The 23,539-nt window shown below is 47.3% G+C and carries 19 protein-coding genes and 1 riboswitch; of the genes, 16 read left to right on the forward strand and 3 right to left on the reverse strand.

All coding sequences use genetic code 11. The features are described from left to right. Positions 1-106: 106 nt before the first annotated feature. Both ACSQ8O_RS33280 and ACSQ8O_RS33285 read right to left on the reverse strand, forming a co-directional pair. Complete coding sequence (locus ACSQ8O_RS33280) at positions 107-301, reverse strand: hypothetical protein (RefSeq protein WP_436245185.1); 195 nt, start codon at positions 299-301, stop codon at positions 107-109. Between the two features lie 509 nt (positions 302-810). Beyond that, on the reverse strand, positions 811-1,854 hold the full coding sequence (locus ACSQ8O_RS33285) for an LCP family protein (RefSeq protein WP_436245186.1): 1,044 nt from the start codon (positions 1,852-1,854) through the stop codon (positions 811-813). A gap of 232 nt (positions 1,855-2,086) precedes the next feature. On the opposite strand from ACSQ8O_RS33285, the gene ACSQ8O_RS33290 reads away from it, so the two are divergent. Genes ACSQ8O_RS33290 through ACSQ8O_RS33300 form a run of 3 tightly spaced genes read left to right on the forward strand, consistent with a single transcriptional unit; the run spans position 2,087 to position 4,715 of the window. Beyond that, on the forward strand, positions 2,087-3,139 hold the full coding sequence (locus ACSQ8O_RS33290; RefSeq protein ID WP_056617608.1) for an ABC transporter ATP-binding protein: 1,053 nt from the start codon (positions 2,087-2,089) through the stop codon (positions 3,137-3,139). Beyond that, positions 3,132-3,926: an ABC transporter permease gene (locus tag ACSQ8O_RS33295; RefSeq protein WP_236288229.1), complete on the forward strand. Its 795-nt coding sequence runs from the start codon at positions 3,132-3,134 to the stop codon at positions 3,924-3,926. The genes ACSQ8O_RS33290 and ACSQ8O_RS33295 overlap by 8 nt, the downstream gene beginning before the upstream one ends. A gap of 3 nt (positions 3,927-3,929) precedes the next feature. Further along, complete coding sequence (locus ACSQ8O_RS33300; RefSeq protein ID WP_057313366.1) at positions 3,930-4,715, forward strand: ABC transporter permease; 786 nt, start codon at positions 3,930-3,932, stop codon at positions 4,713-4,715. Between the two features lie 84 nt (positions 4,716-4,799). Here the strand turns inward: ACSQ8O_RS33300 and ACSQ8O_RS33305 are convergent, their stop codons facing one another. After that, positions 4,800-5,666, reverse strand: coding sequence for a YheC/YheD family protein (locus tag ACSQ8O_RS33305; RefSeq protein ID WP_436245187.1), 867 nt, complete (start codon positions 5,664-5,666; stop codon positions 4,800-4,802). A 202-nt stretch (positions 5,667-5,868) separates the two neighbouring features. Between ACSQ8O_RS33305 and ACSQ8O_RS33310 the strand changes: the two genes are divergently transcribed. The 13 genes from ACSQ8O_RS33310 (at position 5,869) to ACSQ8O_RS33370 (ending at position 23,235) form a co-directional block, all read left to right on the forward strand. Continuing rightward, complete coding sequence (locus ACSQ8O_RS33310) at positions 5,869-7,062, forward strand: AMP-binding protein (protein WP_436245188.1); 1,194 nt, start codon at positions 5,869-5,871, stop codon at positions 7,060-7,062. Positions 7,063-7,076: 14 nt separating this feature from the next. Further along, positions 7,077-8,042, forward strand: a complete 966-nt coding sequence (sbnA, locus tag ACSQ8O_RS33315) for a 2,3-diaminopropionate biosynthesis protein SbnA (protein WP_436245189.1) — start codon at positions 7,077-7,079, stop codon at positions 8,040-8,042. 16 nt (positions 8,043-8,058) lie between these two features. Further along, positions 8,059-9,039: a 2,3-diaminopropionate biosynthesis protein SbnB gene (locus tag ACSQ8O_RS33320; RefSeq protein ID WP_436245190.1), complete on the forward strand. Its 981-nt coding sequence runs from the start codon at positions 8,059-8,061 to the stop codon at positions 9,037-9,039. Positions 9,040-10,076: 1,037 nt separating this feature from the next. After that, positions 10,077-11,354 (forward strand): phytoene desaturase family protein, encoded by a 1,278-nt coding sequence (locus tag ACSQ8O_RS33325; protein WP_436245191.1) that lies wholly within the window; start codon positions 10,077-10,079, stop codon positions 11,352-11,354. A 37-nt stretch (positions 11,355-11,391) separates the two neighbouring features. Then, positions 11,392-12,300, forward strand: coding sequence for an RNA polymerase sigma-70 factor (locus ACSQ8O_RS33330; RefSeq protein WP_436245192.1), 909 nt, complete (start codon positions 11,392-11,394; stop codon positions 12,298-12,300). Between the two features lie 146 nt (positions 12,301-12,446). Further along, complete coding sequence (bcp, locus tag ACSQ8O_RS33335; protein WP_056617629.1) at positions 12,447-12,929, forward strand: thioredoxin-dependent thiol peroxidase; 483 nt, start codon at positions 12,447-12,449, stop codon at positions 12,927-12,929. 198 nt (positions 12,930-13,127) lie between these two features. Then, positions 13,128-14,594, forward strand: a complete 1,467-nt coding sequence (locus ACSQ8O_RS33340) for a polysaccharide deacetylase family protein (protein WP_436245193.1) — start codon at positions 13,128-13,130, stop codon at positions 14,592-14,594. A gap of 64 nt (positions 14,595-14,658) precedes the next feature. Continuing rightward, a complete protein-coding gene (locus ACSQ8O_RS33345; RefSeq protein WP_436245194.1) occupies positions 14,659-15,636 on the forward strand; it encodes an AAA family ATPase in 978 nt (325 codons plus the stop codon). A gap of 10 nt (positions 15,637-15,646) precedes the next feature. Beyond that, positions 15,647-16,858, forward strand: a complete 1,212-nt coding sequence (locus ACSQ8O_RS33350; protein WP_436245195.1) for a DUF58 domain-containing protein — start codon at positions 15,647-15,649, stop codon at positions 16,856-16,858. Beyond that, positions 16,845-19,286, forward strand: a complete 2,442-nt coding sequence (locus ACSQ8O_RS33355; protein ID WP_436245196.1) for a transglutaminase TgpA family protein — start codon at positions 16,845-16,847, stop codon at positions 19,284-19,286. Before ACSQ8O_RS33350 ends, ACSQ8O_RS33355 begins: the two co-directional genes overlap by 14 nt. Before the next feature lie 111 nt (positions 19,287-19,397). Continuing rightward, complete coding sequence (gene guaA, locus ACSQ8O_RS33360) at positions 19,398-20,936, forward strand: glutamine-hydrolyzing GMP synthase (protein ID WP_173118255.1); 1,539 nt, start codon at positions 19,398-19,400, stop codon at positions 20,934-20,936. A gap of 158 nt (positions 20,937-21,094) precedes the next feature. Continuing rightward, positions 21,095-21,457 carry a DUF1304 domain-containing protein gene (locus tag ACSQ8O_RS33365; protein WP_436245197.1) on the forward strand — a complete coding sequence of 121 codons (363 nt, stop codon included), beginning with the start codon at positions 21,095-21,097 and terminating at the stop codon, positions 21,455-21,457. 130 nt (positions 21,458-21,587) lie between these two features. Beyond that, a riboswitch (purine riboswitch) is annotated at positions 21,588-21,688 on the forward strand. Between the two features lie 143 nt (positions 21,689-21,831). Continuing rightward, a complete protein-coding gene (locus tag ACSQ8O_RS33370) occupies positions 21,832-23,235 on the forward strand; it encodes an NCS2 family permease (RefSeq protein WP_056617673.1) in 1,404 nt (467 codons plus the stop codon). Positions 23,236-23,539 lie beyond the last annotated feature (304 nt).

The raw sequence follows: 23,539 nt of genomic DNA on the forward strand, positions 1-23,539 counted from the left end.
TTGAATTCATTAAGTAGCGACCTGCCCCAAGCGAAGGGGAACGAGAGGACGCTATTTGTGGTGTTTTGGTTGTTTTGGAGTTGAAAGGGAACGAGGGTGCGCTATTTCAGCGAAATGGTATGATTTCCAGACTAAAACTACGAAATAGTGCAATGACGTTCCGATTCGTCGGAAATTTGGCTAATTTTGTGTAGATAGCGCACTGACGATCCTTCTGTTCCATTCCAGCAGCAAAATCTATCGGATTCACTAATCGCATGGGACCGCCACGGCCCAGCCCAATTGCATCAACCGCCGCCACAGCCTAGCCCTCGCATCAACCGTCGCTATCAAAATACGAATAACAAATTTCCATTTTTGTCATTCGTGATTATTTTGTTTAGCAATATACCGCATAGCCTAGCCCTTCGCAGCAACCGTCGCCACTAACAAAATACGAATAACAAATTTCCATTTTTGTCATTCGTGATTATTTTGTTTAGCAATATACCACTACAGCCGAGCCCTCGCATCAACCGTCGCCACTAACAAAATACGAATAACAAATTTCCACTTTTGTCATTCGTGATTATTTTGTTTAGCAATATACCGCCACAGCCTAGCCCCTCGCATCAACCGTCGCCACTAACAAAATACGAATAACAAATTTCCATTTTTGTCATTCTCGATTATTTTGTTTAGCGATATACACCCTCCGGCGAATTGCGCACCCATACAAAAATAAGAGTGGATACCCACTCTTATTATCCGCTTTTTCACACTATGCTCTTACGCTATTCCTGTTTTAATTCCGCATCCTGCTCGTGTTTCCTACTTCACGGTTTTCGCAGCAACCTTCGGTGTTGGAGAAGGTAAAGGCTTGGTTGGCCCCGTATCAGCTTCAGCTGTACCCGCAAAAAGGTCTTTCATATACTTTTGAAGCTTCACCTTATCCGCTGTAATGACCGAAGCGCCGCGGATCGTTTTCTCCATCAGTAAGTCTGAAGGGGGAAGCTGTGATGTGACGATGCCATCAGCTTTGGCTTCATAACCAAGGCTTCCGAGCTTGAGCATGTCCGTTACGCTAAGATTCGTATCAATATACGGATCGATTGCATTTAGAATGCGCGGGAGCTTGATCAGCGATGAAGTGGATTGCATTTTAGCCGCAACAGCTGTCAGGAACTTTCTTTGTCTCTCCGTCCGGGAGAAGTCGGATAACGCATCGTGGCGGAAGCGTACATATTGCAGGGCTGTTTTGCCATCTAGATGCTGCTGTCCTTTTTTCAAATTAATGTCGTATACATGGTCATCTTCGGAGTCGGAATATTTCATATCCTTCTCCACATCAATATCAATGCCGCCAACCGCATCGATCAATGCGATGAAACCTTTGAAGTCGGTGTATACATAATATTGAACCGGAATGCCAAGGAGATCACTGACGGTTTTCATGGCCAAATTAGGTCCGCCTGTCGTAATCGCTGTATTAATCCGATCTTCGCCTTCACCGGGGATTTTCACGTAGGTGTCCCGCAGAATCGAGAACAGATGAGCCTTCTTCGTGACTGGATCGATGGAGGCTAACATAATACTATCTGATCTTGGTAACTCATTCTTCACCATGCCACGAGAATCACCGCCTAACAGCAAGATATTTACGCGCTGCTTGCTTTCCCATTTCGGTGGTGTGTATTTATCCGCATCCTTCGCGTTGTTCGGAATAAAGGTTGTGCCTCCACTACCTTTCCCATTCGTACTGTCAGAATTATGAGAGATATTGTTAGCGAAGCTGTAGAAGGCGTAAGAATAATAGCCGGCGACCACCAAAAGCAGCATGACGATCAGGAGCATGGTCCGTTTGAAGATTTTCATACTATGTAAGCTCCTCTCCAAGGTAAAATTTAGCTTTAATTTAAAGTCAAATACGATACCTGTTAATCTGTACTTTTTTTTCTTACAGAATTGGGGTATCATGAGCTTGTTGTACGGTTGTAGGAAACGTCATTATGATCCATATTATAGATGCTACGAAACTTCGATAGCAAGTTATGACGAATGTTGCCGTAATCTGTAACCGAGACGACGAAGTCAGGGGGGAAGACGCATGTTAGCCATAGATGTTCAAATGCTGCGCAAAGAATTTCAAGTTCAGCAAAGCCGCGGTGGCCTCAAAGGTGCCGTGCAAGATTTATTCAAACGTGAGTATAAGCAAATTACAGCTGTGAAGGACATAAGCTTTCAGATTCCAAAAGGCGAAATTTGTGGATATATCGGTGAAAATGGTGCCGGAAAATCGACGACGATCAAAATGTTAACGGGTATTCTCGTTCCTACGTCCGGTCACATCAAAGTGAATGGTTATGTGCCATTCAAAGAGCGGGAGAAATTCGTCGCTGGGATCGGTGTTGTTTTCGGTCAGCGCAGCCAGCTCTGGTGGGATATTGGTGTTGTTGAGTCTTTCCAGCTGTTGAAAAAGGTATACCGCGTCTCCGAAGCCGATTACAAAAAACGTCTCGACGAGCTCGTCGACCGTTTGCAACTGTCTGATCTTCTATCACGACCTGTCCGCAAGCTGAGCTTAGGTCAGCGGATGCGCTGTGAATTAGCGGCTTCCTTGCTGCATAATCCTGAAATTTTATTTCTGGATGAGCCAACCATTGGCCTAGACATTGTTGTGAAAACAGAGATCCGTGAATTTCTGAAGTCACTCAATCAGCGATATGAGACGACGATTCTGTTGACAACGCATGATTTGCAGGACATCGAGGCGCTGTGCTCCCGTGTTATTATGCTAGATGACGGCCGAATTATTTATGATGGCGGTCTGGAAGAGCTGAAAGCCAGATGGGGAAAAGGAAAAGAAGTTGTCCTGCAGTTCGAACACCCAACAACGTTAGCGCGACTTCAAGAGCTGACCCTTGGGTTGGATGTAGCTTGGCAGCTTGAAAATGAGCTATCCGCCAAAGTGTTCATTCCGTATGAAAGAGCGAATATCTCGGATGTGTTAAGCCGCGTCGTTGGCGTGCTGCAAATCCAAGATATTAAGATTAATGAAACGAATACGGATGATATTGTCCGTGAAATTTATAAATCAGGCTCGGCCGAAGTGAAACGTTTGGAGATTGATCAGCCAGAGGGAGTTACGATCCATGCATAGAGCTTATATAGAAGTTATACGCATGCGGTTTCTCATGATGCTCGCTTATCGGGTGAATTATTACAGCGGGATCCTGATCTATGCGCTTAATATTGGCTCGTACTATTTCGTATATAAAGCGATTTATGGCGACCAAGCTGTCATCGGTGGTCTTACTCTTGGTCAAATGACAACCTATGTGGCGATTTCATGGATGGGCCGCGCTTTCTATTTTAATAACCTAGATCGTGAGATTGCTAACGAGATTCGGGATGGTAGTGTCGCCATTCAATTCATCCGGCCCTACAATTATATTTTTGTGAAAATGATGCAAGGCTTAGGCGAAGGTGTATTCCGTCTTCTGCTCTTCACGACACCTGGTATGATCCTGATCTGGCTGCTGCTCCCGATTCAATTCCCAACAGATCCGAGCTTGTGGGTCATTTACTTAGTGATGCTGTTCTTCAGCTTTTTGATTAACACGCAATTGAATATCATTACGGGTTTGTTTGCCTTTTTCCTCGAAAATAATGAAGGCCTTATGCGCATGAAGCGCGTAGCGGTAGACCTTTTTTCAGGGCTCATTATTCCGATTTCCTTTTTCCCAGGATGGTCCAAGTCGATTCTGGAGTGGCTGCCCTTTCAGGCGATCACTTATTTACCCAGTGCAGTGTTTACCGGAAAAATAACGGGCAACGCGATACTCCAAAACTTTGGCGTACAAGTTCTCTGGTTCCTGCTCCTTATTATTCCGATCTATGTGCTGTGGGTAAAATCCAAAACACGTCTATTCGTACAGGGAGGGTAACGCATGTTCTATATCACCCTCATTTTCGATTATTTCAAAAACTACATGAAAACAAGGCTCACCTACCGATCCGATTTTTGGATTGAAGTGCTGTCCGACTTGTTATTCAATGGGTTGAATCTATTCTTCATTCTTGTCGTCTTTCTGCAAACGCAATCGCTTGGCGGCTGGAATCAAGAACAAATTTTGTTCATCTACGGTTATTTTATGATCCCATATGGCATATTTATTTCCTTTTTTAATCTGTGGGGCTTTAGCGAGCGCTACATTGTCAAAGGGGAAATGGATCGTATTCTAACGCGGCCGGCATATAATTTATGGCAGCTTATGCTCGAGAATCTCGATCCAGCTTCCATGTTCAGTGCACTGGCAGGTTTGGTTGTAATGATCTACTCCTGGGTGCAGTTGGATCTACCGTTCCATTGGCATGATCCGCTGATCTTCATCGTCATGGTGGTGGGCTCGATCCTCATTTATGCAGGCGTATACATCTCGCTGACTTCATTAGCCTTCTTCTCCGATGCGCCAACAGGCATATTGCCTTTGATTTGGAACATTCAGAACTATGGTCGTTATCCAGCGACGATTTACAATAAGTTACTCAGAAGTATTCTGACGTGGATACTACCGTTTGCGTTCGTTGGTTTTTATCCAGCCGCCTATTTCATTGACCCTGAGAACTGGAAGTGGTTTGCTCTGCTAACTCCTGTGGTCGGCATCGCGTTCAGTGCGCTAGGTATCACGGTGTGGAATATTGGCGTGAAGCGCTATCGCGGCGCAGGTTCATAGCTCAAATCGTAAGGCCGTCCTACAAGGTAAATAACCTTGTAGGACGGCCTTATATCATTTATCTGACAGAAACCTTGAAAAACATTATTCACTTTCCAAAGTCAGTTCGGAAGGTGGTTCTACGCTCGGGAGAGGCTGCTCCATTGCAGCGGTCGAAATGTGCCGTTTCGGTGCCTTCTTCGCCTTCGCGCAGGTCAAATCATACTTGCGGCCATTGGCTCTGCCGAATCGGACGATTTTGCGGATGATGGTTTGATCCGCAAGTTTGGTGAAGGGGCACGGATCAGGCCTTGTGTTGACCTCGAGGATCCATGGCTTCAGCTGCTGATCGACGGCGATATCGATGCCGAGCTCATTCATGCCCGGGTAGGTACGGCTTATTTGACCTGCGGTGAGATACGCTGCTCTTTCCATTTCATGCATAAGAATAGACGTTGCTTGGACACCGATTCGGGGTTCCAGGAGGTCATAAGGACTGTAGATGGTGCCGCCCTGGCTGCCATTGGTGACAGCTTTCTGTGGATGAGCGACCCTGGCTGCAGTCCCCGTACATTCCCATTTCCCCGAAGGGTTTCGCTGAATCATGACACGGAAGTCATAGGGATTGCCTTCGTGCGTTAGCACGTGAATACCTTTTTGAATGAGATAGCGCTTGGTGCCGCAGCGGTGCCTCAGGGACTGGTACAGCTTTTCAAATGTAGGAAAACGATAGATGTGTATACCACTTTGATAGTGGTAAGTCCCTCTGCGTTTCTCAACGCGTATAACACCTATCCCGAGGGAACCGATATCGGGTTTAACATAGAGCATGCCGTGCTGGGCGAGCATGGCAGATAGTCGATTTCGATCAAAAGGATGTGTAGTTGGCACATACTTTCTTAATTTCACATTCCGCAGCATGATGCGTGTTTTTATCCATTTGCTTGAAACGGCCTTCAGTGAACTTGTCATGGTGATGATCCTCTCTCTAACCGAGTTTGGCGTTTCATTATTTCAATATGATATGAGCGACGCTGGAGGCGGGTGAACAAGGAAATGATTTAGGTAATTAGGAAAAATGAACGATGGGCGGGAAGGGCGCATAGAATATGTAGTCAGGTGGATTTGGGTTAGAGGTGCAGTTAGTAGAGCTGAGAGGAGGAGCCGCACGTCTATGCGCATAAAGGAAGTTATACAAAAGATGAAGCGGCAATTTCCCTGGTTGCTATCAGGACACGAACAGGAAGAGCATGCTGCACTACCGCTAGTGTCAGCTGGCATGTTGGAATCGTATTACTACACGGATGCCAACCCGTTTCTACAGGTTGAGGAAATGAATCGGTATCAAACGTCAGGTACGAGTTCGAAGCGGCGGAAGACAATTTTTTACTCCCGCTCAGATGAAGAAGCTTATCTGCGAATTAAACTGGACGTGTTCCGAACTATTCTGGAAGGCACACGTTATCGAACTGCGATGGCAGACATGGGTACAGGGCATGCGGAAGCAACGGCCGTCGTGGTGTTTCGCGAGCTCGGCATGGAGGTGGAATCGGTATCCTTTCGGCTTCCGATCGAGCAGCATATTGAGCGGCTTCAAAGCTTTAGACCCGAGGTGCTATATACGATGCCGTCGATTTTGGATCGGATTTTGCAAGCGTCGGAGAATCCTAGACACTATGGCATCCAGCATGTCATTCTCGTTGGGGAGATTGCTTCACCAGGTTGGAGACAACGCACGGCTGAAAGACTGGGGATAGCCGAGTCGCAGGTCACCGATACGTACGGATCTATCGAAATTGGGACGATTGCCTACTTTTCACACGATCATGGTAGGTATTTATTTGCGGAGGGCATCGTCGCAGAGGGTGTCAAAGCAGAGCTTCTCGATGGCGATCTGGAGCCGCTACCGGATGAGCTGGAGCAAGTTCTGGTTCTTACCTCAACTGTAAGGGATGCGTTCCCAGCGCTGCGCTATGTCACCTACGATGTTGTACGTGATTTGAGAGCTATAGATGTGAATGGTGTTCCAACGCAGAGCTTTCAGAGCATCGTGAAACGCATTGGACCCGACCTGAAGCACGGGGAGAAAATTAGTATCTATGACATCGAGGATGTCGTCTATCGTCATCTGCGAGAAGCTAGCGTTCGTGTACAGGTGAGTGGCAATGCATTGACTGTCTATGTCTTCAGTGCACTGGCAACACCAGTCGTTTTGAACAGCATTCGTGCAGATGTAGAGAGTTGCATTCCAGCTATCGGCATGATGATTAAGGCGGAAATTTTGGATGGTATCCAAGTTATCGGGGGCACCTATGAGGATTCACAGAACCGCACCTCTGTAAAAAATAAAAAGATTTTTTACACGTAAAGGAGGGGAAGCGAATGGAGCTTGAAGGAGGAATTGTCCAAGCGATCGGACATACGCCGCTTATTCGGCTATCACGTTTGTTTAAGGATCAACCCTTTGAGGTTTATGGCAAAATGGAGTGGATGAACCCCGGCGGCAGCGCCAAGGATCGGCCAGCTTTGTTCATGCTACGGGAAGCGATTCGCCGTGGTGAGGTGACGAGCGAGAGTGTCATCGTGGAGTCGAGCTCCGGCAATTTGGCGATTAGTCTCGCTCAACTTTGCCGGTATCTAGGGCTTCGCTTCATCTGCGTTGTCGATCCGCGTACGACGCAGCAGCATTTGCAAATCATCCGCAGCTTCCACGGGGAGATTGACCTCGTTTCCGTGCCGGATGAGGCGACGGGCGAGTTTCTGCCAGCACGCATCCGGCGGGTAGCGGAACTGGTGAGTCAAATCCCGAATGCCTACTGGACGAATCAGTATGGAAGTCCAGACAATGCGCTGGCTCATAGCGAGACAACGATGCGGGAAATTGGCGAGCAGTTAGGTAAGGTTGACTATTTATTTTGCGGCGTCAGCTCATGTGGAACGATTCGAGGATGCATGGAGTACATTCGCAGTCGCGGATGGTCGACACAGATCGTGGCGGTGGATGCCGAAGGCAGTGTTATTTTTGGCGGAGAAAAAGGTTCAAGGAAATTCCCTGGACTAGGCGCAGGTATCACACCTGGCTTGCATCGGCATGATGTTGCGGACAAAGTCATCTACGTATCCGATAGGGACTGTGTAGAGGGCTGCCGCGCATTAGTTCGTGAAGAGGCCGTTCTAGCAGGAGCTTCCTCCGGAGGTGTTATTTCGGCGATACGCAGACTGAGCGAATCCATTCCACCTGGAGCGATTTGCGCAGCGATTTTGCCGGACCGTGGTGAACGATATTTGAATACGGTGTACAACGATGAATGGGTTGGGCGAGAGATAGGGTATACACCGAGTAACTAGCATGGGAGACTAGCGAATGTTGTATTTACAGGATGACCATATCCGAGAGATCGGAATCGATTGGAAGAAGCTAACCGACATCATTCAAGATGTCGTTGCCATACAAGACAGCGGGGATTGTGCTCATCCCTTGAAGCCGTACTTACGTTTCCGCGATCCGAAAAACCGGATTATTGCAATGCCTGCTTACGTAGGCGGTAACATCAATATTTCGGGTATTAAATGGATTGCGAGCTTTCCAGACAATCGCCTTAAGGGACTTCCCCGGGCTCATAATACGCTGATTCTGAATAAACCGACGACAGGTGAGCCGCTGGCATTTATCCACAGCGGACTGTTAAATGGTCTTCGGACCGCAGCGGTGAGCGGTGTGATGTTGAGTCAATTTGTGATGGTCAGGCAGCCTGACCGTTTACGTATTCACTTAATCGGGTGGGGACCCATTGGGCGGCTGCATCTGGATATGTGTGTTGCATTATTTGGCGAATGGATTGAAGAGGTTCGGATTTATGATCTGAATGGTGTCGAATTTGAAACGGTTCCTGCTGCTATTCGGAGCAGGACGCAAGTTATTAATGATTGGCGCATGGGCTACCGCGAGGCTAATGTGATTATGACTTGCACCGTGTCAGCGGAGAGGTACATTGATGAAGCCCCGCCTCGCGGTGCGCTCCTTCTCAATGTTTCTCTCCGGGATTATAAACCGGAAAGCGTTGCTGACGTGAAAGCGATCATTGTGGATGATTGGCGTGAAGTTTGCCGTGAGCAGACGGATATCGAACAGCTGCATCTGTTGAATAACTTACAAGAATCGGATGTACACACCTTAGCCGATGTAGTGCTCCGCGACCAGCTTGCTAAAGTGGAAGTGCACGAACCCGTTTTTTTCAATCCGATGGGCTTAGGCATCTTCGATATTGCCGTTGCAGGCTACTATTGGAGGGAAGCGTTGCGGCTGAAAAAAGGAATTACGCTTGAGGGCAGTAAGTATAAGTAGTCAAGAGGAGTTAGTTTTCTTGGAGCTGCGGAACGACGTTCCACTAGTTTGCTTAAACCAGCCAGTTCTAAGACGAAACGGAACGTGAGGGCGCTATTTCGCTGGAATGAAAGGTTTGTGTCCGAAATTCCATGAAATAGCGGATCCTCGTTCCGCAAATATTGGTAGTTGCAGATATTCACTCGAATGGCGGAAGGACGTTCCGTTTCATTGGGGAGAGTCTGTAGATGGTGGGGATAGGTCGAGGAAGGATTAGGTAGAGAATGTGTACAAGTTGATGTAAGTGTAATTTGTAATTGTGAGTAAGTGTAGCTCAACAGTGGTGCAGCTGGCGTTTGAAATGTAGTGGTTGGATGAATGAAGTGGTATAACTGCGATCCTGAATGGGATGATTACAAAAGTAAACAAGGGTTGTCTCAGAGGCCGTTGCGGCAACAAAAGCAGCTCCTTGTTAATCTTATTCACATCTATCCACAGAGTTACCCACAAGTCCACAGGGCCTTAAGTCCCTGTTGTGTATAACTTAGGTGATAGGTATTAACATATCCACACGTTGAGTTATCCACAGAAATTCGCCTGTGGATTATTAATTAGTTGGTTTGCTGCATTCAATCCAACCCCAACCTTGTCTCGCCAACGCGCCCCCCACCTACGCTCAGCCTTAGCTGCTACTTATCTAACTAACTGGATTTTCTACATCTATTCGAACTGTTTTTCACGTTTTTGAGGGGTTAACTGGATTTCATACAGATAAATTTCAACTTTTGTCCCGACTCTTCAAAGTTGCATGAAATTAACTGCCGTTTTTACAGCTAATGCTGGAAAACAATCGAATCCGAGAGAAATACCTGTATGTTATACAGCTAAACACGCGGACAAGCCACCTCAACTACCTCAATCCGTACACACAATTCCTCACGTCAGCCACCCCAGCCATACGCCGGAGCCCCGCATCCACATAATCCATTCTGATCTTGTCACAAAACACACGCCAATTTCGCCTTATAGATATAAAGCGAAATTGGAGGATGATGAACATGACAAAATACGACACAGCCGTCATTGGCGGAGGCTTAGCTGGATTCATTGCTGCACTTGAAGTGGCCAAAGGTGGCAGAAGTGTTGTTCTGCTGGAACGTTCGGGACGAATGGGCGGCAGAGCGATGACGAATAACAAAAATGGCGTACTTTTCAACCTTGGCGGACATGCGTTATACCGTGCAGGAGATGCTTTTCGCATTCTGCAAGAGCTTGGTGTTCGCATCGAAGGAGGCCCACCTTCTGCAAAGGTCAATGCATTGTGGAACCAAGGAGTAGTACCGATGCCGGCAACACCGATCAGCATGCTCACATCGAAGCTGCTTTCGTGGTCCGGGAAACTGGGACTTCTGCGACTCGTCATACGGTTATCTAAAATGGACGCGAGCAAGGTTGGAAACGCACCGCTCAGACAGTGGGCGGAGCAAGAGATTGCTGATCCGATGGTTCGACACATTTTTTACTCTTTGTGCCGAACGGCAACTTACACATTTGATCCAGATCATCAGCTTGCCGGCCCGGTGCTAGGGCAGGTACAGCGCTCATTAAAAGGAGTGCTGTACATCCACGGAGGCTGGCAAAAGATCGTCGATCAGCTCCATCAGAAAGCGATTGATGCAGGTGTCCACATCATAAGTGGTTCCGATGTGAAGGAAATTGTGCATGGGAATGGTCAGGTGCAGGGCATCAAACTTGCTGGTGAAGAAATGGTTGAAGTATCGCATATCATCAGCACCGCATCCCCATCGGAGACCTACAAACTAGTCCCGAACGCAGACTACACGATATTGAAACAGTGGAAGGATGAAGCGCGCCCTTCGAAGGCTGCTTGCCTAGACTTAGCCTTGAGAAAACTCTCCGTTCCAGGTCGAGATGTAGCGATTGCGTTGGACCAACCGATCTTTTTCTCGCATCACACTTTAAATGCCAAGCTTAGTGAGGACGGTACACTCGTCGTGCATATGGTCAAATATAACGGACATGGGGAAAGTAATCCGAAAGATGATGAGCAAGCCCTTACTGCAGCCATGAATACCCTACATCCAGGTTGGGAAAAAGAAGTCGTTACAAAGCAGTTTCTGCCGAATATGACGGTCGTCCATGACACCTTACATGTAGGTAAGACCAATCTGGAAACAGGTCCTGACGTTATGGGCATTCGAGGACTCTATGTAGCGGGTGACTGGGCAAGCCATGGCGAAATGCTAGCGGATGCCTCAGCGGCAAGTGCTAGACGTGCGGCTCAAGCTATTTTAAAAACGCCTCAGTTCGCTTAAAATTATCCTATAACAGTAGATCGGGAGGTGTGACAAGATGGAGATCACAGGAGCAGAAGCTTCCGAGCAGATCTATCTAAGTTATAGACCGTTAATGTTTTCACTAGCTTATCGCATGCTGGGCAGTGTAATGGATGCGGAGGATGTGGTGCAGGAGGCATTTCTGTATGCCAATGAGACGAATCTGGAGCATGTTCACAATCCCAAGGCTTATCTGTGTAAAATCGTGACCAACCGCTGCATCGATAGCCTGCGCTCTGCCAGCAAGAAACGAGAGGTCTACGTCGGGCCTTGGCTGCCGGAGCCACTGATAACGACAAGCGCAAGCGCAGATTATCAGAACCTACCTGATCTCGCGTATACGCACAAAGAATCGCTATCCACCGCATACCTTCTGCTTCTGCAGCAGCTGTCTTGGGTGGAGCGGGCAGTATTCTTGCTTCGCGAGGTCCTGCAGTATGAATACGATGAAATCGCGGAGATTGTGGGCAAAAGCAGCACGAATTGCCGTCAAATTTTCCGACGAGCCAAGAATGCGATAAGTCTCCCGCCAGAGCGGGCGAGTGAAACGAAACAAACGACAGCAATCGTGGAACAATTCGTACACGCATTAGTGTCAGGGAATATCGCTCAACTGTTAACCATCGTGAAATCCGATGCCATTCTATACTCTGATGGTGGAGGCAAGGTGAATGCGGCGACCAATCCTATCTTGGGGGTGGAGCGAATTGCCAAGTTCTTATCAGGCATTTTGGCCAAATTACCAGAGGACTATCGCTTTACCTTTACGACAGTGAATGGACAACTAGGCATTGTTGCGTATGTGAATAATCAGCCTAATAATGTGATGACTTTCCAACTAGAAGAGGGGCAGATCAAGGCTTTCTATATCGTCGTGAATCCTGATAAACTGAAGCACATCGAACCATGGCAAACGGAAGCGTGAGGTCTTATCCTCTTATTATAGAAAGCTGCTCAGGAGTCAATACGATTCGTAGCAGCTTTTTTCCGTTTGATGTCGTCCGGGGAATGTCGCATAATGGGATGAAGTCAAGAGTTGCCTAGCTAGACGAGAAAGAGGAGAGAGCCGTATTGAAAAAAGGAAGTGAAACGGCAGTAACCAAGCGTAAGGCGCCAGCCTTCTCGCTGCCTGCCTCCAATGGAGAGAAAGTTTCTTTAGCCGATTATAAAGGGCGTAAAGTTGTTATTTATTTTTACCCACAAGACAATACACCAACCTGTACCCAACAATCCTGTGACTTTCGAGACTACAATGGGAAATTCGCGGAGTTAGGTGTAGAAGTGATCGGTATCAGTCCGGATGAACTGAAATCGCATGACAAATTTATTGCGAAGTACGAGCTGCCGTTCCTCCTGCTTTCAGACACCAATCATAAGGTAGCAGAGAAGTATGGCGTATGGGCGTTGAAAAAGCTGTATGGGCGCGAGTACATGGGCATTATTCGATCGACCTTTCTAATTAACGAAAAAGGATACATTGTGAAGGAATGGAGTAAAGTGAAGATTAAAAATCACGTGCAGTCTGTACTGGATGCTGTGATAGAAATGAAGTAGGCTGCTTAGAATCTCGTATTCGTCAACTTATTTAGTAGAGATACGCGCACCAGCTTCTTCCATATATAAGGGATAATGAGTCCCAAAGCGATGCTTCTCCTTGCGGAGAGGGATCGTTTTTTTATGTCATACTCGCGCACCTCCGCCCATATAATCTATCAGATGTCAAAATGATAGAACATGCGGAGGGATCATCGGATGCGCTCACAGGTAAAAGCCCCAAACAACGGACGACTACGATTTCAAATCATGATGGTTGTTGTTTTACTAGTTTCACTCTTGGTTGGTAGCATGCCGGCCAAAGCCGCGGACAATGAAGCTGATCCATCTGTACAAGAGACGTTTGGGCAGCTTCAAGCAGGAAAGCGACTGAAGAGTGAGAGGACTTATGTAACACCGGAGCAGCCTACTGTATATCTGACGTTTGATGATGGTCCTAGCAAGTTGACGAATCAGGTGCTGGATATTTTAGATAAAGAAGATGTTAAAGCAACGTTCTTCGTACTTGGTGAACAAGCGAAAGCACATCCTGCTGAACTCAAAAGAATCGTAAAAGACGGTCATGCCATCGGCAATCATACCTATAATCATGTTTATAAAGAGCTTTATAGTGATTTTCAAACCTTTTGGAACCAAATCCAGCGCAGCGAGGATGTTATTTCAAATATCGTGGGGATACGACCTCAACTCGTACGAGCACCTGGCGGGACAGCTACGAATTTTGACGCCTACTACTTTTATTTGATGGAGCAAGCAGGCTATATCATGGAGGATTGGAATGTCGACAGTGGAGATTCCAAGAGGGCGAACGTGCCTGTGAATGAAATTTGGCAGACGGTGAAAGCTTCCCCCCTTGACCACGAGATCAACATTCTGTTTCACGATGGAACAGGCCATGAATCTTCCGTCCAAGTACTACCTCAAGTGATTAGCTATTACAAAAAGCTAGGCTACGCCTTCGCCACGTTGACAGATCAAGTGAAGCCCAAACAATTCGCCATCACGAAGCCGAAATGGTCGCGGAACATGAGTTTGAAGCAATTCCAAGGCATGATAGATCAGACGCAGCAATATGCAGTCGCTCATCCTAGCCCGTCGGATCTCGTGAAGCAGGCAGAGGAAAAGCGCCTCGCGCAGAAGCTTGAGGCAGAAGCTGAAGAGAAAGCTAAAGCGAAGAAGGAAGAAGAAGCGGAGGCTGCGCGTATTCTAGCGAAGCAAGCTGCTTTGCCTCTGCAGGTTCATGTACTCGGAGGGAATACGTTTTCCATAGAACCTTCCATTTATAAGCTGCATGCGAATCAAATAGAGTTGCCTTTGCGCTATCTGATCGAGAAGATGGGTGGGAAAGTAGCGTGGCAAGCGGATACGAAAACAGCCAATGCCCATTATGGCATTTATGATATGGACTATGATCTTGTGAATAGAAGCATTAGTTTGTTCACTTTAGGGAAGCAAACAGCCTATTATTCGTTAGCGGATATGAATATGCAGGATAATCAAATTATCGTGCCACTGCGCAAAACGATCGTATCGCTCGGAGGCCGTATTACGAATGCTGTTATGGATCCCGACTACCGTGAGGTTTCTATGGCGCTGCGTCCCCTTCACTTTTTTAAAGAAAATAATACTATTCTCAAAAACTCTCTATTTGCAATGGGAGGATAGTGTCTAAAAGAGTAGAGAGATGGAAAAACTAGAAGCATACCCTTATAAAGGAGGCTTCTTGTCTATGGCATCGAAAACCCGAATATTCGATCAACCGCAGCCTCTTGTGGAACGGATGATCATGAACGTAGAGAAAGTGATAGTTGGCAAAAGAGATACGATAGAGAAAGCTTTTATCGCGATGTTGAGCGGCGGGCATCTACTGCTAGAGGACGTTCCTGGTGTAGGTAAAACCATGCTAGCACGCGCGTTAGCCAAAACGATCGGTTGCGAGTTTAAGAGAATTCAATGCACGCCAGACCTGCTTCCTTCGGATGTGACAGGTGTTTCTGTTTTTAATGTCAAAAGCAATGAGTTTGAGTTTAGGCCAGGGCCATTAATGACGTCTGTCGTACTTGCGGATGAATGTAATCGGACCTCCCCGAAGACGCAGTCTGCTTTCCTGGAAGCGATGGAAGAAAAACGAGTGACCATTGACGGCACAAGTTATGAGTTGCCGAAACCATTCGTCGTCATCGCGACGCAAAATCCGATGGATTATGAAGGCACGTACGCGCTGCCGGAAGCGCAGATGGATCGGTTTATGATGAAGCTCTCACTTGGCTATCCAACGCATGATCAAGAGATTCTGATGTTGGATCGACTGCAGGATCGTCACCCGTTGGAAAGCTTGAAGCCTGTTATTGTGCAGGATGAGTTTGTGCAATTACAGAAAGAAGCGGCCATGATCCATGTGGATAACACGTTAAAAGACTTTATCGTTCGCTTAGCTTTAGCGACGCGAGATCATGCTGACTATTACATAGGCGCAAGTCCGAGGGCGTCTTATGCGTTGATGCGTGCCGCACAAACGGCGGCGTACGTGAAAGGGAGAACCTTTGTTGTTCCGGATGATATTAAGGATTTGGTTATACCTGTGTGGACGCACCGGCTTATTCTCACATCGGATGCGCGCATGATGGGCCGTTCAGCAGAACTCATTCTTCAAGGCTTACTAGATGGCATGCAAACACCAGTTCTTCGTTATGTCACAGCGAAGTAGGGGGCATGACATGAAAAGCTGGGGGAAGACGACGCTGTTGCTCATAAGTTGTGTGTTAGTGATCTTTTTGGCGTATCGCCAAGGTGGAATTGCTGCGTGGTATCTAGGTATCTGTTTATCATTGATCTGGATACAGGCAGGCTTATTTTATGTATTTGCGCTGAAAGGTTTGAACTTGAATCGGCGCCTGTCAGGTGAAGTGTTTCTTGCTGGGGAAGATGTGACAATTGTGCTGGAGATCCAACATCGATCGTGGGTTCCTCTACCGTGGCTGCTGTTGAAAGAAACTTGGATTCATGAAGGAAATGGGAGAAAGCTGACGTACAGCAAGCTGCTTTTTCCTTGGTTTCAGAAGTCGATTTTGCTGCCTTACAAAATGACCCATCTCATGCGAGGCAGCTACCGATTCGCTCATCTTGAAGCTTCAGCAGGGGATCTCTTTGGCTTCGCGCTTCGCAAATTACAGAGGGAAGATTTACAGCGTTATGTTGTGTACCCACGGCCGGATGCATTGGGACGAAGCGGGATGACCTTTCAATCGGAGGAAGGCTCAACAACACTTAGTTCCAAGGGCGAAACGCCGCTGATCAGCTCCGTTCGCGACTACGTCAGCGGTGATCCGTATCACCGCATCCACTGGAAATCGACGGCTCGCTTGAGCCGTCTGATGACCAAAGACCCTGAGCAGGCCGCCTCCACGAAGTGGATGCTGCTGCTCGATGTCACGCCTGCGGCGGGTCCAGCAGAAGCGGTGCAGCCGCTGCTGGAGAAGGGCGTCGCCCTCGCGGCTGGCTTCTTCGAAGCCGCCGCGGGTGGGCGAGAGAGCTGCGGCTTCGCCTGCAGCTCCTCGAGTGTAAGGCGAATCGCACCGACGATTCGCCCCGACTTGACGCTCGCGTACGAAGTACTCGCGAGCGTTGGCGGCAAGCCCGCCCTATCCTTTCCTGACCTCGTCAGGAAAGAGGCGGCAGACTTGCCGCTGCATGCGTCGATGCTGTGCATCACATCGACGTTGGATGTGTCGCTGGTGCGCGCAATCGCAGATAGCGGCACCAGGCGGAGAGCCGTGCACGTGATCTACGTGCACGCGCGTCCTTCCCTCTCGGTCGCAGAGCGAGAGGGGGCTTCTCAGCTGCAGGCCGCAGGCTGCAGCTTCACGGAAGTGCCGCATCCGCAGAGTCAGTGGCCAAGGCAAGGGGGTGTAGCGGATGCAACCGCTTGAACCACGCCGCGGGCTGCCTGCGCGCTCTCGCACTTCGCTTTTTAAAAAGTCTCGCTCAGGTACTTCACGATCTCGCACCTCGATTTCAGGCAGTTCGCCATTGAATTCGTCGTTGCACGCAGGCATCTCACCCGCTAGCAATCCACAAGCTAATCCTTCCCACCCAGACACATCATCCGACAACCCATCAAAACTCATCTTCCGCGCAGACAACTTGCCGCCACAACACAATAGTCTCCTCCGAGATGGCCTCATCACCCTGCTGCTCTTTCTCCTTCTTTCGGAATGGCTGCGACCTTTGGCTTGGATGGGCGATGAGTTGATCCAAATTGGACCGATACTTGTTGTGTTTGCACTGTGTCTTGCACTGGATTGCTTCCGGGTCCCTTACGGATGGGGATGGCTGGCGAAGTGCAGCATTATCGTGGTTTTTATAGGTTATATGTTTAACCGCCAGACCTTGCTTGCTGGAGGATGGGTTCTCTCGTTGGTGAGAACACTCGCGCAAGATTTTGTCTACATCGTACAGGCACATTTTGATCTTATCAGCGGTGAAATGCGCACGCTCCTGTTTCTAATGGGTTGGGCGTTGCTGCTTTCGGTCGTTCAAGCTTTAATGCTCCAGAGGCAGCATAGTCTTTGGTTTGTGATGGCTACCTTGATCTATCTCGTAGGCATACAGCTCGTATTAGGGGCGGATACCGTTCAAGGAATCATACGCACATTAGGTTATGGGCTGATTCTGATGGCTCTTCTCAATCTGTCAAGAATCGAACAGACCTATCGCGTGACAACTGTGCGTTCACGTCATTATTTGCAGTGGCTGATCGTTAGTGTGGTCGTCGTAGGTATGTTGTCTGGCCTTGGTTGGTTGTCGGCTAAGCAAACCGAGTCCGAACCTTTGATGAAGCCAGTTAGCTGGGCGCATTGGTATGATCGATTGTTTGAGTACTATGAGGATGAGACGGGAGTAAGCCCAGCCGTGGCAACTTCTGGGTATGGCCAGAACGATACGTCCTTAGGAGGTCCACTCCAAGTGGACACTTCGCCAGTGTTTACGGCTAAAACATCTGAACTTACCTACTGGCGCGGCGAATCCAAAAGCTTCTACGATGGCAAAGGCTGGACCCAGCCTACTCAGAAGCTAGAACCTTTCGTGGCCTCTAGTTCATCGGTAACAGCTCCGGTCATTGTGCAGGAGATTTTAATGAATGAGAAGGCGGCGAATAAGCAATTGTTCGTAGGTGGTGGGCTGCGGAGCGTTGATATGCTGCTGAGTGAGAAAGGGAAGCTGATTTCTCCTGGGAGTCTGTTAAGTTCCGAAACGAGTGGCTTAACGACCTTGCCGGAGATCGCTGACCCTCTTTCTTATTACAAAATCACCGTTCAACCTATTAAAGAAAATCCTGACCTTTTGAACACAGATATCGCACCTTATCCAGAAGAGATTACGCGGGAATATTTGCAATTGCCAGAGTCGTTGCCGCGGACGGTACGAAGTACGGCTGAGCAAGTTACCATAAATCGGTTGACGCCTTATGCCAAGGCAGTAGCGATCGAGCAATATTTGAGCCAAACTTTTCCCTACAGTCTCGAAAAGCCTACCAATCCCAGTCGAAGCGAAGATTTCGTCAGTCATTTCCTGTTCGTTGATCGAACAGGGTATTGCGATCATTTTTCAACGGCCATGGTGGTTATGCTTCGTTCTGTCGGTGTACCTGCTCGGTGGGTGAAGGGGTTTGCTCAAGGGACAGTAGACGCCACCGATGACAATGGGCTGCACGAGGTAGTTGTCCGCAATCAAGATGCGCATTCTTGGGTTGAAGTCTATTTCCCTTCAATGGGATGGGTGCCCTTCGAGCCGACACCTGGTTTCTCAGGGATATCCGTGGATCAACCTAGAGATATGTTAACGACAGCAACAATGGAGCAGCTTGGGATGACAGCTTCCCTTACGAATACACCGGTGACGAAATCCGTCATTTCCAAATCGAGTGAATGGTTGCACACGATGAAGAATAATCTTATCCAATTAGTAAAGGCTTATAAGAGTGCTGTTTTTGTTCTGATTTGCAGTATCTGTTTACTTGTTGGTCTATATGTCGTACTAAGACGGCAAGGATACTTGTTGCGCAGAACGGTGGAGTTCTCAAGTTACAACAATGGATCTCTTAATCAGCAACATCCGTTGACGCCGTATATGGATCGACTGTGGAGACAGCTTTTCCGCAAATATGGTGTAAAGCCTGCCAATCAAACGGTTCGCGAATATGTCATGAATCTCCAAGTGACCCATCAAGGGCAGCAACAGGCACTGATGGCTTTCGCTCACATCTATGAAAGTGTCCGCTACGATCCGGCGCGTGCTGTGGCCTATTCGAAGCGGGAAATTGCAGCAATTTGGAAAGCCATTCAAAAGACACATTAAATCCCCTTTACATCCTAGGTGCCTAATGTTTAAAATTAGTACCTAGAAATAGCGGTAAGTGGACAAGGGTTCTACCCAATCATCAATCGCTATGAACCTAGGAGGTCGGATATGAGTAAACCAAGTGAATTGATCGTCGTTTTAGATTTTGGAGGCCAATATAACCAACTGATTGCTAGACGGATCCGTGATTTAGGCGTTTACAGCGAATTGCTGCCGCACAATACAACGGTTGATAAAATTCGTGAGATTAACCCTAAGGGGATCGTGTTCTCCGGCGGACCTGCAAGTGTTTATGGCGAAGGAGCTCCTTCGGTTGATGCTGGCATTTTCGATTTGGGTATTCCGATCTTAGGCATTTGCTATGGCATGCAGTTGATTGCCCACCAATTGAACGGGAAAGTCGAACGCGCACATACACGTGAATATGGCAAAGCAGATCTAGAGTTCTCGAACCAAAGCCCGCTAGTCAAAGGCCTAGAGGCGAAACAAACCGTATGGATGAGTCATGGTGACCATGTTTCCGTTCTACCTGAAGGTTTTGTTGTTGAAGCTAGCACGGAGTCACTTCCAATTGCTGCAATGAGCAACCGTGATCGCAAAATTCATGCAGTCCAATTCCACCCAGAGGTTCGTCACTCAGTTCAAGGGAACGAAATGATTCACAACTTCATCTATGAAGTGTGTGGTTGTGTCGGCGATTGGACGATGTCATCCTTCGTGGAAGATATGATTAAAGAACTTCGTGCAGAAGTTGGCGATAAAAAAGTGCTTTGCGCACTAAGCGGCGGTGTAGATTCCTCCGTTGTTGCGATCTTGCTTCATAAAGCAATCGGCGCGCAATTGACATGTATGTTCATTGACCATGGTTTGCTTCGTCAAGGTGAAGGCGAAAGCGTTATGGAGACGTTTGTCGGCAAATTTGATATGAAAGTTGTCAAAATCGATGCAAAAGATCGTTTCCTCGGCAAATTGGCTGGCGTAGCGGATCCAGAGCAAAAACGTAAAATCATCGGCACCGAATTCATTCGTGTGTTTGAAGAAGAATCCAGCAAGTTTGACGACTTCACTTACTTGGCGCAAGGCACGTTGTATACGGATATCGTAGAAAGTGGTACAGCTACCGCACAAACGATCAAATCGCATCATAACGTTGGCGGTCTGCCGAAAGATATGAAGTTCAAGCTCATTGAACCATTGAAAACACTATTCAAAGACGAAGTTCGTAAAGTCGGTGAAGAGTGTGGTCTACCTTCTGCAATCGTATGGAGACAGCCGTTCCCAGGTCCTGGTCTAGCCATCCGTGTTCTAGGTGAAGTTACCGAGGATAAGCTGAAAATTGTTCGTGAATCCGACGCCATCCTGCGCGACGAAATCGCCAAAGCTGGCCTAGATCGCGAGATCTGGCAGTACTTCACGGCGCTTCCTGGCATGAAGAGCGTAGGCGTTATGGGCGATGCTAGAACATACTCCTACACAGTAGGTATCCGCGCAGTAACATCCATCGATGGTATGACTGCTGACTGGGCTCGTATCCCGTGGGATGTACTTGAGAAAATTTCCGTTCGTATCGTAAATGAGGTTGAGAACGTGAATCGTATCGTGTACGATATTACGTCCAAGCCGCCAGCTACGATTGAGTGGGAATAGATTAGCAGTGTAATCAACACCAATAGTGTGGAAGAAAGACTCTCTTTGAGCTGTAGACCAGCTGGAAGGGAGTCTTTTATTTTGAGCGATTTGATTGGATAAATATGTTACATTAATAGGAACACTTAATAAATTGGAGTACGAATGGAGGAAAAGTTATGGCAATGATTGCAATGATTTTGGTCGGACTTGTTGCACTTGAGCATTTGTATATCCTAGTGTTGGAAATGTTCTTGTGGACAACTCCGCGCGCGATGAAGTCGTTCGGTATGACGAAAGAGAATGCTCAGATTACAAAAAGCTTGGCTGCCAATCAAGGGCTATACAATGGTTTTCTAGCAGCAGGTCTTGTGTGGGGCCTTGTCCATCCAGACGCTTCGGTCGGGCGATCAATCGTGATTTTTTTCCTCGTGTGCGTGCTCGTGGCAGCCTTATTCGGAGGCGCCACCGCGAAAAAATCAATTCTACTCGTGCAGGGATTGCCTGCTCTTGCAGCGTTAGTTTTCGTCCTTCTTACTTAGAAGTATCGGCTATGATTGCCATTGAATGGGAATATGAAAGTAAACTAGAAAAAGACGAACGATATGGGAATCTTTACCCAATGATTGTTCGTCTTTTTTATTGACACTTGCTCAATTCTTCACTAGAATATGAAATTGGATAACAGTTTTTCGTATAATCTCGGGAATTGGCCTGAGAGTTTCTACGAGATCACCGCAAATGATCTGGCTACGAAAAAAAGGAACGGTATCCGTATGAGTTTTTACGTGCGACTTCACACATTGAAGGTAGCCCTCATATGGACGGCTCCTTTTTCGTACCCGGAATCAGGCAACATGATTCCGGGTTTTTTGCTGTTCCCCACCATTCGTTTAGGAGGAGTAGGAAAATGGATTTGGATCGTTTTTTTAAATTGAAACAAAATGGCACCACGGTAAGAACAGAAATCATGGCGGGGATTACGACGTTCATGACTATGGCTTACATCCTTGCGGTAAATCCAGATGTATTAAGTGCATTTAAATCAGGGGCAACTGGCGGAGACTGGACTTCCATTTTCTTAGCAACAGCGATTGCGGCGGGCGTGATGACGATTGCAATGGGGCTTTTCGTAAACTTTCCTGTGGCACTAGCACCGGGAATGGGCTTGAATGCTTACTTCGCGACGATTATTTTGACCTCACAAGGTAAATTTACGTTTTCGATGGCACTCACGGCCGTGTTTATCTCCGGGATTATCTTTATCATCCTAACGGTTACGAAAATTCGTCAAATGCTTCTAGTCGCTATCCCAGATAGCTTAAAGCATGCAATCACAGTAGGGATTGGGTTGTTTATTGCCATGATCGGTTTCAAAAACAGCGGCATTCTCAGCGTTGCAGTTGAAGCTGGTAATGATATTAAAGCACATCAGTATACAGAAGTTCTTTCGTTTGAAACGATCTTTCATCTAGGTTCATTAGAAGATAAAGGTGTTATTTTAACCATCGTAGGTATTCTACTGATCTCCATCTTAATGGTGCTTCGTGTTCGTGGCGCGATCTTGTTCGGAATTCTTGCAACAACGGTTGTTGGTTATTTCATGGGTATGGTGGATCTAGGTACGCTAACTAGTGACAAAACCACATGGGTACCCGATATGTCCAAGCTGCGTTTTGCTGATTTTGATTTTGCAGGCATTATGACAACCGGGATCGTTTCCGTTATTGCTACATTTACTTTCGTTGAGTTGTTCGATACCTTCGGTACAATGGTAGGGACAGCTTCTCGTGCAGGTATTATGAAGAACAAAGAAGAAGGCAACAAACGTGTAGGTAAAGCAATGTTCGTTGATGCAATCGGTGTTAGCGGCGGCGCATTAGTCGGAACAAGTACGGTAACGGCATTCGTAGAGAGTGCAGCAGGTGTAGCAGAGGGAGGACGTACAGGTCTAACGGCTGTAACGACAGGCGTATGTTTCTTGCTAGCTCTGTTCTTGGCACCAATTGCTATGTTGATTCCAGGTTCCGCGACTGCGGCAGCGTTGATTGTTGTTGGTGTTCTCATGGTTCAATCCATTAAAGAGATCGACTTCCAAGACTTCGTTGTTGCGATCCCAGCTTTCCTTACACTTGTATTGATGCCTTTCACATACAACATTGCGAACGGAATTTCCTTCGGAATCGTGACTTATGTGGTTCTAGCTACAGCAGCTAATTTAGGTGGCAAAAGTGAGAAGAAATACAACGTTCACTGGTTAATGTGGATTCTAGCCCTTCTAATTATTGCTCGATACGTCTTTATTGGAAGCCAAGGTTAAAATAAGGTAAGGCTCTGGTACATTTGTACCAGGGCCTTTTTCATTCCGTTTATTTCCATGTCGAAAAAACTTGCAATCCCTTGGAGGATTTGCTATATTACTCCTTGTCGCTTCGGCGGTCGAACGAAAGAACGAGAGAATCGAAAGAAACTTAAAAAAGTTCTTGCATTCGAATCAGCTGATGTGGTATATTACTTCTCGCTGCTTCGGTAACACGGTAGCGAACGAAAAAAATTGATCTTTGAAAACTGAACAACGAGTGAGTAAGCACAGTCGAGAAATCGACTATAAAAGAGATTGCAAA

Origin of the sequence: Paenibacillus sp. LjRoot56, from assembly GCF_964253335.1 — a bacterium.
In the GTDB taxonomy this organism is placed as follows: Bacteria; Bacillota; Bacilli; order Paenibacillales; family NBRC-103111; genus Paenibacillus_E; species Paenibacillus_E allorhizoplanae.

Coding starts and splice junctions, on each gene's coding strand:
- ACSQ8O_RS33290 (WP_056617608.1), top strand. CDS start 2,087: ATGTTAGCCATAGATGTTCAAATGCTGCGCAAAGAATTTCAAGTTCAG.
- ACSQ8O_RS33310 (WP_436245188.1), top strand. CDS start 5,869: ATGCGCATAAAGGAAGTTATACAAAAGATGAAGCGGCAATTTCCCTGG.
- ACSQ8O_RS33330 (WP_436245192.1), top strand. CDS start 11,392: ATGGAGATCACAGGAGCAGAAGCTTCCGAGCAGATCTATCTAAGTTAT.
- ACSQ8O_RS33305 (WP_436245187.1), bottom strand. CDS start 5,666: ATGACAAGTTCACTGAAGGCCGTTTCAAGCAAATGGATAAAAACACGC.
- guaA (WP_173118255.1), top strand. CDS start 19,398: ATGAGTAAACCAAGTGAATTGATCGTCGTTTTAGATTTTGGAGGCCAA.
- ACSQ8O_RS33295 (WP_236288229.1), top strand. CDS start 3,132: ATGCATAGAGCTTATATAGAAGTTATACGCATGCGGTTTCTCATGATG.
- ACSQ8O_RS33365 (WP_436245197.1), top strand. CDS start 21,095: ATGGCAATGATTGCAATGATTTTGGTCGGACTTGTTGCACTTGAGCAT.
- ACSQ8O_RS33340 (WP_436245193.1), top strand. CDS start 13,128: ATGCGCTCACAGGTAAAAGCCCCAAACAACGGACGACTACGATTTCAA.
- ACSQ8O_RS33300 (WP_057313366.1), top strand. CDS start 3,930: ATGTTCTATATCACCCTCATTTTCGATTATTTCAAAAACTACATGAAA.
- ACSQ8O_RS33285 (WP_436245186.1), bottom strand. CDS start 1,854: ATGAAAATCTTCAAACGGACCATGCTCCTGATCGTCATGCTGCTTTTG.
- sbnA (WP_436245189.1), top strand. CDS start 7,077: ATGGAGCTTGAAGGAGGAATTGTCCAAGCGATCGGACATACGCCGCTT.
- ACSQ8O_RS33355 (WP_436245196.1), top strand. CDS start 16,845: ATGCAACCGCTTGAACCACGCCGCGGGCTGCCTGCGCGCTCTCGCACT.
- ACSQ8O_RS33345 (WP_436245194.1), top strand. CDS start 14,659: ATGGCATCGAAAACCCGAATATTCGATCAACCGCAGCCTCTTGTGGAA.
- ACSQ8O_RS33325 (WP_436245191.1), top strand. CDS start 10,077: ATGACAAAATACGACACAGCCGTCATTGGCGGAGGCTTAGCTGGATTC.
- ACSQ8O_RS33320 (WP_436245190.1), top strand. CDS start 8,059: ATGTTGTATTTACAGGATGACCATATCCGAGAGATCGGAATCGATTGG.
- ACSQ8O_RS33350 (WP_436245195.1), top strand. CDS start 15,647: ATGAAAAGCTGGGGGAAGACGACGCTGTTGCTCATAAGTTGTGTGTTA.